This is a genomic window from Chlorogloea sp. CCALA 695 (genome assembly GCF_003003885.1).
GTDB lineage: Bacteria > Cyanobacteriota > Cyanobacteriia > Cyanobacteriales > Chroococcidiopsidaceae > Aliterella.
On sequence record NZ_PVWN01000100.1, the window covers coordinates 1 to 9,345 of the forward strand.

Annotated in this window: 7 protein-coding genes and 1 pseudogene; 4 read left to right on the forward strand and 4 right to left on the reverse strand. The window is 42.1% G+C overall.

Annotated elements, in window-relative coordinates; translation table 11 throughout:
- Nucleotides 1-134 (reverse strand): IS1 family transposase (locus C7B70_RS28965; RefSeq protein ID WP_339376707.1); only part of this gene is annotated, 134 nt, incomplete at its 3' end.
- Nucleotides 135-338: 204 nt separating this feature from the next.
- On the opposite strand from C7B70_RS28965, the gene lepB reads away from it, so the two are divergent.
- A complete protein-coding gene (lepB, locus tag C7B70_RS24210; protein WP_106371475.1) occupies nucleotides 339-986 on the forward strand; it encodes a signal peptidase I in 648 nt (215 codons plus the stop codon).
- Here lepB and C7B70_RS24215 read toward each other — a convergent pair.
- Complete coding sequence (locus C7B70_RS24215) at nucleotides 983-2,251, reverse strand: dihydroorotase (RefSeq protein ID WP_106371476.1); 1,269 nt, start codon at nucleotides 2,249-2,251, stop codon at nucleotides 983-985. The genes lepB and C7B70_RS24215 overlap by 4 nt on opposite strands.
- A gap of 28 nt (nucleotides 2,252-2,279) precedes the next feature.
- On the reverse strand, nucleotides 2,280-3,626 hold the full coding sequence (locus C7B70_RS24220; RefSeq protein WP_106371477.1) for a histidine phosphatase family protein: 1,347 nt from the start codon (nucleotides 3,624-3,626) through the stop codon (nucleotides 2,280-2,282).
- Between the two features lie 109 nt (nucleotides 3,627-3,735).
- Here C7B70_RS24220 and C7B70_RS24225 point away from each other — a divergent pair, with 109 nt between their 5' ends.
- The 3 genes from C7B70_RS24225 (at nucleotide 3,736) to C7B70_RS24235 (ending at nucleotide 8,773) form a co-directional block, all read left to right on the forward strand.
- On the forward strand, nucleotides 3,736-5,367 hold the full coding sequence (locus tag C7B70_RS24225; protein WP_233221118.1) for a type II CAAX prenyl endopeptidase Rce1 family protein: 1,632 nt from the start codon (nucleotides 3,736-3,738) through the stop codon (nucleotides 5,365-5,367).
- Nucleotides 5,368-5,589: 222 nt separating this feature from the next.
- Complete coding sequence (locus C7B70_RS28085; protein WP_106371479.1) at nucleotides 5,590-5,985, forward strand: hypothetical protein; 396 nt, start codon at nucleotides 5,590-5,592, stop codon at nucleotides 5,983-5,985.
- Between the two features lie 391 nt (nucleotides 5,986-6,376).
- Nucleotides 6,377-8,773: a cation-translocating P-type ATPase gene (locus C7B70_RS24235; RefSeq protein WP_106371480.1), complete on the forward strand. Its 2,397-nt coding sequence runs from the start codon at nucleotides 6,377-6,379 to the stop codon at nucleotides 8,771-8,773.
- A gap of 461 nt (nucleotides 8,774-9,234) precedes the next feature.
- Here the strand turns inward: C7B70_RS24235 and C7B70_RS24240 are convergent.
- A pseudogene (locus C7B70_RS24240) lies at nucleotides 9,235-9,345 on the reverse strand (photosystem II D2 protein (photosystem q(a) protein)); the annotation flags it as partial.

Below are 9,345 nucleotides of genomic sequence, written 5' to 3' on the forward strand. Positions count from 1 at the left end.
CTAGCTGCGTCAATTATTTTCCGTGTCGGTTGTTGCACAAATTGTCGCCTACACTCTCTACACAAAAATCGTTGTTTGCTGTTGTGGATTCGCCCGTTGTTGACGATTTGAGCAGAGGTACAGGTGGGATTCAAGATTGAATATCATTGAATATTACAGTCTGTGCCTACTCTAGCAATTATCATTACTTTCGTGGCACTACCTAAAAATTAAGATAGTTTTTAGGAGTTATAATCCTGCCAAAATCAACCTATTGACCCAAAAAACATTAAACTTAATGTAGTAGAGTTTCTAGGAAAAATTAAGTAAAAACTTCCTAATTAGGCTATTTAATATATATGTCCCGCCAGTCAAAGCAAGTGTCTAATAACAAGTCGCAAACAGAACGTGAAGGTTCATGGCTAGGCGAACTAGGTAGAACAATCGCCCTGAGTATTATTCTTTCCTTGGGAATTCGTACCTTCGTAGCTGAAGCGCGTTGGATTCCTACAGGCTCAATGTTACCAACGTTGCAAGTCGATGACAAATTAATTATCGATAAAGTGAGTTATCGCCTCCAAGCACCACAACGAGGAGACATTGTAGTATTTATGCCTCCTAATACCGCTAAAATTTGTTCGCAAAGTGAACCACTGATTCCCGGAGAAGCAGTAGATATTTGGAGTCCCAACCCCAATAAGTCAGAAGTTCCCAAAATCAAAGATGCCTACATTAAGCGCTTAATTGGCGTACCTGGCGACAAAATTTTTGTTACTCAAGGGCGAGTTTATATCAACGATCGCGCTTTGTCAGAAGAATATATCGCCGATGCGCCCAATTATGAGTTAGGTCCGATTACTGTGCCAGCAAATTCTTACCTCATGCTGGGCGATAATCGCAACAATAGTTGTGATAGTCATATGTGGGGTTTTGTACCCAAAAATCAGATCATTGGTCGCGCTGTAGTGCGCTTTTGGCCCCCCAACCGTCTCGGTGAAGTAGATTAAGGAAATTGACCCGCCCAAGTTTGCACCACGCGCCCAGTAATTTTTTGCCCTAGCCAAGGAGTATTAATAGCAAGAGATTTTAGGGCTAATGGTTCTACTAACCAAGATTGCTGAGGCGCAAACAAAGTAAGTTCGGCGGGATTACCAGGACAAATTTCTGAAATAGTCTGTTGCAAACAAGTAGCCGGATGGAGGCTAAGAGATCGCCATAGTTCTAAAGCTGACCATTGACCATTTTCTACTAAACACTGCCATAGCAAGCCGATTGCTAGTTCAAACCCAATTACTCCCGGCGGTGCTTCGGCAAAAGAAACAGTTTTTTCTTCGTAGGTATAGGGAGCTAAATCAAGAGAAATAGCATCTATTATTCCCAAACGTACCCCCTCTTGTAATGCGGTGCGATCGCGCGGGTTGCCTAAAGGTGGTTCTAGGCGTAAATTAGGATCGTAGTTGTAATGCGACTTCGTATCAAGTAATAAGTGCATCCAGCTAGTGCTGGCGGTAATTGGCAAACCTTGGGCTTTGGCTTGAGCAATTAGCTGGACGCTACGAGCCGTAGAAACGCGCATAATATGTACTGGAGTACCAATTGCTGCCACTAATTCTAATACCGCCGCCATTGCCGTTGTTTCGGAAATTTCGGGATTGCCGGCCAAACCCAAAATAATTGAGTCTGTCCCCTCGCGCATCACCCCATTACCTGCCAATTGGCGATCGCAACACCACAGGGCAACAGGTTTATTTAGCGGCTGTACGTACTCCAATAACCGCCTTAGCAGTGCCAAATTTGTCACAGTACCATCAGCAAAACCTACAGATCCGGTGGCAAGTTCGGCAAGTTCGGTCATTTGCTGCCCTTGGACACCAAGAGTCAATGCTCCCCAGATATAGATTTTGGGTAAGTGAGCTTTTAATTGTCGCCTTTTTTGTTCAATTCCGGCGATCGCTGACAAATTATCCAAACTAGGCACGGTGTCGGGCAAAATACACAATCTAGTAAAACCTCCCGCCGCCGCCGCTTCTAGCATTGACAACAAAGTTTCCCTGGTTTCAAAACCAGGTTCCCCGGAGTGACTGTATAAATCTATCAACCCCGATCCCAATACTAAACCGCGACAATCGCGCACTTGAGTATCGCTAGACCACTGTTTAATATTATCTTCTACTGCCTCTATAACCCCATCGCCAATTAATACGTCAGCAATACTATCAGTTTTAGCAACAGGATCTATTACCCGGACTTGTTGTAGCAATTCCCTTGTCATAACTTGCGATCAACATTTATTGGTTGATTTATAATGCACCCGCCGCAGTTTTATCGAATACCCCACCCCCCAAATGAGTTGTAATATTCATTGCCTGTAAAACTGGTAAACCATCTAAGCCTTGAGGATAATCAATTACACTCACCGCTCCATTACCTTGGCGGAAGTTCCAAAAATACTGATTATCTAAGCCCAAAATATGGCAGAGCAAAACTTTATTTGTAGCATCGTGAGCCACGACTAAACCTGTCTGTAACTGCTTTTGCAAGGCGAAACTAACAATTTGCTGCCAAGCCTCGATACTGCGATCGCGCACTTGCTGTAAGTTCTCTCCTTCAGGCATTTGTACGTCTTGCGGTACAGTGCGCCACTGCTCCAATTCTCCGGGATAGGTTTGCTCAATTTCTGTTTCTAATTTTCCTTCCCACAGTCCATGAGCAATTTCTCTTAAACCATCAAACAGTTGCAATTCAATCTGGGGGTGAGGCTGCAAAATAATTTCGGCGGTTTCTTTAGGGCGCAGCATCGGACTACTAACAGCAAAATCAAGCTCTACCTCTTTGAGAAACTCCCCAGCTAAACAGGATTGCGATCGCCCATTATCATTTAAAGGCACATCTATTTGTCCTTGAAACTTAGTTTGGCGATTCCACTCAGTTTCTCCGTGACGTACCAGCAACAATCTTACACCACGATGATTGGGACGCAATGAAGGCAAATCTTCGCCCAAATGTCCAGTTTGATTCATTGATTCAAGTTGAACGCTCTGCCCCAAATTACCAGAAAAATTGAGGATGCTAAGACCACAGTTAGATTGCTGAATAGAGTGGTAGCGACTGGGGACAATTCCCAGCGCCAAGCTGATTAAAGCCCGATTAATGCCATTATGCCCAACAATTAAAATTGTTTCCCCTTCGTGGCGGGATAATATTTCTTGCCAAAACTGCTTTGCTTGTTCGTACAGTGCTAAAACTGGAAAATATTTTTGCTCTTTACCGTCTTTTTGGGGTAAAAGCATCATAAATTCGTCGGGCTGCTCTTTCCACAAGCGGTAATCTTGAGGTAAATTATCCTTCACCTCTTGCGATCGCATCCCTTCCCACAAAGGCAAGTCAATTTCTCTTAAATTATCAACAGTTTGAATTTCCGCCGGAGTTACTAAACACTGTGTGATGATTTCCGCCGTCGTTTTCGCTCGTTGTAATGGACTGGTATAAATAGCCGCAAAATGGAGATGACCCAAAGCCTTACCAGTTTTTAAGGCATCATCACGACCTTTTTGAGTCAAAGTTGAAATATCGCTGCGCCCTTGAATGCGCCGCTCGGTGTTATAACTACTTTGACCGTGACGTACAATGATCGCGCGAGTAGTCAATCTTTTTCTCCTGTAATAGCCTTACAAACTGCGGCGGTAAACGCAGTCATTTTACCAGAGTGTTAGCTTGCTACTCAATTTTTTTCTAATCCATAGACAAAATGCGATAATGCAACTTGTGGCGACTTCTTTACGGGATAGCTACGCTTCACGCATTATGGGCAATTCAAGATTCATGACGATTAAGCGGTTAATTTTAAGTCTGCTCACTCTAGCAATAATTTTCTTAGCTGGGAGCGCCTTAGTAGCAAGTTGGCAGCAACCCCAAATTCAAAGCCGCTTGGAACTATACCAAACTAACTTATTACTTCGCGCTCAAGAATTGCCACCAGAAAATACTGACCAAAATCTGGTTAAAGCTAGTAAAACCCTCTTAGGCGAAAAACCTTTAGAGGCTGCAACTAAGCAATATCTTGATGCTCAAAAGTCGGCGCAAAAGAATTTAGACAAAGCACAAAATCAACTGGCGCAGTTAGCACAAAATTCTAATAGTGTTTCTAAGCCTGATTCGCAAATTGCCCCAATTATCGATTCTCCCCGCTCCTCACAGCAAGCCCAATTACTTAAATCTGTTGCTCAAATCAAAAAATTAATTGCTGAACTAAATCTACGTCTAGGGATTCTCCAAGTACAGCAAAAACAAACTGATCCAGCCGCCAAAACCTGGCTCAATGTCATTAATTCACCTCAAGACGACTCTTTAGCCGCTACAGCTACCGTTTTAACGGGATTATGGAGTAATCCCCCCCAACTGCTTCCTGATGCGGAAGTGTTAATTCAAGCAAACTTAGAAGGTTGGTTTCAAGGACGCGCCCTAGCCCAACTCTACGAGCTACAGCAACGCCCGGATGCCCAATTGGCGCTCCAAGCCGAAGAACAAGCGCAAGCAGAAGCTGCATTACTAAAACTAGCCATTATTAGCAGCATTCCTGCCGTAACTGGCTTAATTGGTTTAATATTACTAATTTATTTATTTATCAATCGCTTGACAAAAGGCAAAGAATCTGTATTTGCTCAAAATGGAGAACTGGTTTGGACAACGCCTTGGGATTGGGAAACTGTCTGGCAAGTATTTATAGTTGGCTTTTTTTTGATGGGGCAAATAATTGTCCCGTTAATATTTTCAGCCTTGCAAATAAACCCAGGCGCAGCTAGTGTGAGAGTCCAGGCTTTATATACCTTAGCAACTTATCTATTTTTAGCTTTCGGTGCGGTTACAGTGCTGTACTTTTCTATCAAGAAATTTTTACCCTTATCGCCAAGTTGGTTTCGCTTCAAACTGGGGGGAAATTGGGTTTTGTGGGGACTAGGAGGCTATTGCGCGGCACTGCCTTTAGTTGTAGTCGTATCCCTAATCAATCAACAGTTATGGCAAGGGCTTGGCGGCAGTAATCCTCTACTATCGCTAGTTTTAGAAGGGCAAGATAAAATAGCTCTTGGTATATTCTTTTTTACAGCAGCCGTTGCTGCACCGCTATTTGAGGAGTTTTTGTTTAGAGGGTTTTTATTACCTTCTCTAACTCGTTACTTCTCTGTATGGCAAGCTATTTTAATTAGTGCTTTCTTATTTGCGATCGCTCACTTGAGCTTATCCGAGGTACTACCGTTGATGGTGTTAGGAGTAGTATTAGGATTTGTGTACACGCGATCGCGTAACCTTTTAGCTTCTATATTGCTTCACAGTCTTTGGAATAGTGGCACTCTAGTCAGCTTATTTATTTTAGGCAGTAGCTCTACTTGATAATTTATTCAAAACTTCATAAAATTAAAGTCATAACTTTACTTCTTTCTACAGATTACTCTCCCAAATGATTGAGGTCTAATGTGTAGATGAGAGATAATAAAATCTTTACCCAAGAAATATTGTATAAAAAAACACCAAGTTAATAAATGTCGTTGGTACATTTAGGTATAAGTCGCAACTTAGAAGCAATAACACAAATACCGATTCAAAGGGTGAGAAATGTTTACAAAAACTCGGAAACAAGTTTCAAAACCTATGCTAGGCAAAATGTTGCTTCGTAAAGGATTAATTTCGACAACAGAGTTGCAAGCAGCTTTAGTAGCCCAAAATGAAAGTGGTAAAAAGCTGGGTGAAGTTTTAGTAGAAAAGCAAATAGTTTCTTCTGATAAAGTCAACCAAGCCCTGACGGAACAAAATATTCGTTTAGGCGAAATTTTAATAGACGCAGATTTGATATCTCCTGAGCAACTCGAACAAGTGTTGGCAGAACAATATCTAAAGAATAAAAAATTAGGGGAGTTGTTGTTAGAAAAGAAATTAGTTACTTCCGAACAACTAGAGATGACGCTAAGAAAACAATACTGGCAAAAAAACGGGTTTTGGCTAATTTCCTAACAAAGCTAATGTTTTGTAACGTATTCAAGGAAGTTTTAAAAAGTATTAAGTAAGAAACTGCTTGCTAAGACAGGTAGTTTTTTATTTGTATGTAAGTTAAAAAGGAAATGCGATCGCAAAATTGCAACTTAACCTGCTACAACTTACATAGTTTTCTAAGCAGGAATTACACATACTTTTAACTCAATGATTATATAGAGTAAAAACTAAAATCAGCCATCACTCTATTAATTTTTGAAAAAGACAAAGAAAAGATGAACTTTTTAATAGATTTAAACTTTTCTACGGCAAAGGTTTTTAACAAGTTGCTTAAGCTTAATTTACTTCATCGCTGGCTCCGAAGCGTTAAAGTAAAGAAGTATTAAGGTATTGTAACAATCTGCCAAATTTTATGCAACTTGCCCCCTCTGCGTCTAAATTAACGCCCCAACCATTAGCTAGTAAGACGATTACCCTAGATATTACAGGGATGAAGTGTGGAGGTTGCGTTAAAACCGTAGAAAAACAATTAGCACAGCACCCAGGAGCGATCGCAATTTGTGTAAACTTGGTTACAGAGGTTGCTGTAGTAGAATGTCAAACCAATGTCGAACCGAAGGAATTAGCTGCACGTTTAACGGCGGTAGGGTTTCCGACTAAACCCCGTGATGTCACTCTAGGCAAAACACCGACAGGAGAAGATTTTAGCGAACGACAAAAGCGCGAGAAGCGTTCGGCATTAAAGCAATTATTCTTAGCATCCCTGTTACTGATTCTTTCTAGCTTAGGACATTTGCCAGAAAGTATATTATCGCTGCCTATATTAGACAACATTTGGTTGCATTGGGGACTCGCAACGATTACTTTACTTATCCCAGCAAGACCAATACTAGTTGAAGGTTGGCGCGGCTGGCGACGAAATGCGCCGAATATGAATACTTTGGTAGCTTTGGGAACCTTAACGGCGTATACCACGAGTGTAATTGCTTTGTTGTTTCCTGCCTTGGGCTGGGAATGCTTTTTTGATGAGCCAGTTATGCTCCTCGGCTTTATTTTGCTAGGTAGAACTTTAGAACAACAAGCCAAAAGTCAAGCTGCTAGCGCCTTTAGGCAATTATTGGCACTGCAACCACCCTCTGCACGATTGATTGCACCCCAAGTAGTATCTCTAGATAATAGTTTTCAATCCGCCTCTAGTGTCGAAATTCCAGCGTCTCAAGTGCGAGTAGGAGAATGGATACAAGTCCTACCAGGGGAAAAAATTCCTGTAGATGGCGAAGTTGTAGCGGGACGCACAATGGTAGACGAATCAATGTTAACTGGTGAGGCATTTCCAGTAATTAGGCAGCTAGGAGATACCGTCACCGCCGGAACATTGAACCAGTCAAGCGCTTTTGCCTTAAAAGCAACTCGTACTGGCGCAGATACCACTTTAGCCCAAATAGTCGCCTTAGTAGAAGCTGCCCAAACTCGTAAAGCTCCCGTTCAAAAATTAGCTGACACTGTAGCAGGTTACTTTACTTATGGTGTATTAGCCGCATCTATATTAACTTTTTTATTTTGGTACTTTATTGGTACTCATATTTGGACAGAGGTTTTGCTACCTGGACAAATTGGTAGTCATGATATGTCACTCCACGCCCAGCACTTGGTAAATACCCCGTTGCTGCAACCCTCGCCACTATTGTTGAGTTTAAAACTAGCTATAGCCGTTATGGTCGTAGCTTGTCCTTGTGCTATGGGACTTGCTACACCTACAGCGATTTTAGTTGGTACGGGAGTTGGAGCGCAAAAGGGACTGTTGATTAAAGGTGGAGATGTTTTAGAACGAGTCCATCAGCTAGATACAGTAGTTTTTGATAAAACTGGCACTCTAACAAGCGGTCGTCCTACCGTCACCGATGTTGTAGTTATTCCCAAAAATAATTTATCGGAGCGCGAACTATTGCAATTAGCCGCCGTTGTCGAAAGTGGTGCTTGTCACCCTTTAGCTACCGCGATTACTAAAGCGGCTAAAGAGCAAAATATATCTCTACCCATTGCTAAAGACTTCTATACCGAGCCAGGCTTGGGGGTATCGGCGGTAGTAGAAAATAAGCAAGTTTTGTTAGGTAACTACCAGTATATCAGTGAGAATAACGTTGATATTAGCGCACAAGTGCGATCGCAAAGTATAGCTTTAGCCGCTAAGGGAAAAACTGTAGTATTTGTAGCTCTTAACAGTGAACTCCTAGGATTCATCGCTGTTAGCGATACCCTGAGAGCCGAAGCGCATAATACCATAAAACAATTGCGCTCAATGGGTTTAAAAGTAGTGCTATTGAGCGGAGACACTACTGAAGCCGCCGAGGTAGTAGGCGCACAATTAGGACTAAGCAAAGCTGATATTATTGCCGGAGTTCGCCCCGCCGGAAAAGCCCAAGCTATTCAACAACTGCAAGCCCAAAATCACCATGTCGCAATGGTAGGAGATGGTATTAATGATGCTCCCGCTTTATCTCAAGCCGATGTTGGTATTGCACTTAAAGCAGGTACAGAAGTAGCTATGGAAGCGGCTCAAATTGTTTTGATGCGCGACTCTTTAACAGATGTTGTCGCGGCTATTACTCTCAGTCGAGCGACTTTTCTAAAAATCCGCCAAAATCTATTTTGGGCATTTGCCTACAATACTCTAGGTATACCCATTGCTGCGGGTTTACTATTACCTAGTTTTGGTTTTGTACTTAACCCCGCCGCCGCCGGAGCATTGATGGCTTTTAGTTCTGTTAGCGTAGTTACAAATTCTTTATTATTGCGCCGATTCAGATAGCACATTGCTAGGAATTAAATTATAAAAATCTCTATTCCTCTCTAACCCAAGGGAGGAAGGTTAAGAGATATACTTTCAGCGATTTTTACAACCCTACAAAAAGCTATCCGCTCCTACCAAGGTCAGTTAACCTTTAGTAAGAGCGGTGTAGTGGATCTTCAAGTTGAAACCAGACTGCCGGAAGGAACTCCAAGCAAGCCTAAGCTTTATTTAGAGAACAGCCCCGGCGCGCAGCCGGCTCATTTCAACTTGATGACCCAAGGATATACTACTTTCTATCATGGGCATCACCTCCTTGTTGCCTTTACGGCGTAAATCTCACAGGGACAAAGCTTATTGCTTTGGGTGTTTGTCACCTTCATTTAATATAACACAATGTTTTGTAATTGTTGGCTACAAAAATAAAAACCCCTACTTTTTTAGTAGAGGTTTTTTATCATCCTATTTCAACTCAAACCAATTTAGAGAGCATTACCGCGAGGCAGTACTTCTTCAGGGAATTGGAATTGTTCGTGAGGCTGATCTTGAGGAGCCATCCAAGCGCGGATCCCCTCATTCAGCAAAATGTTTTT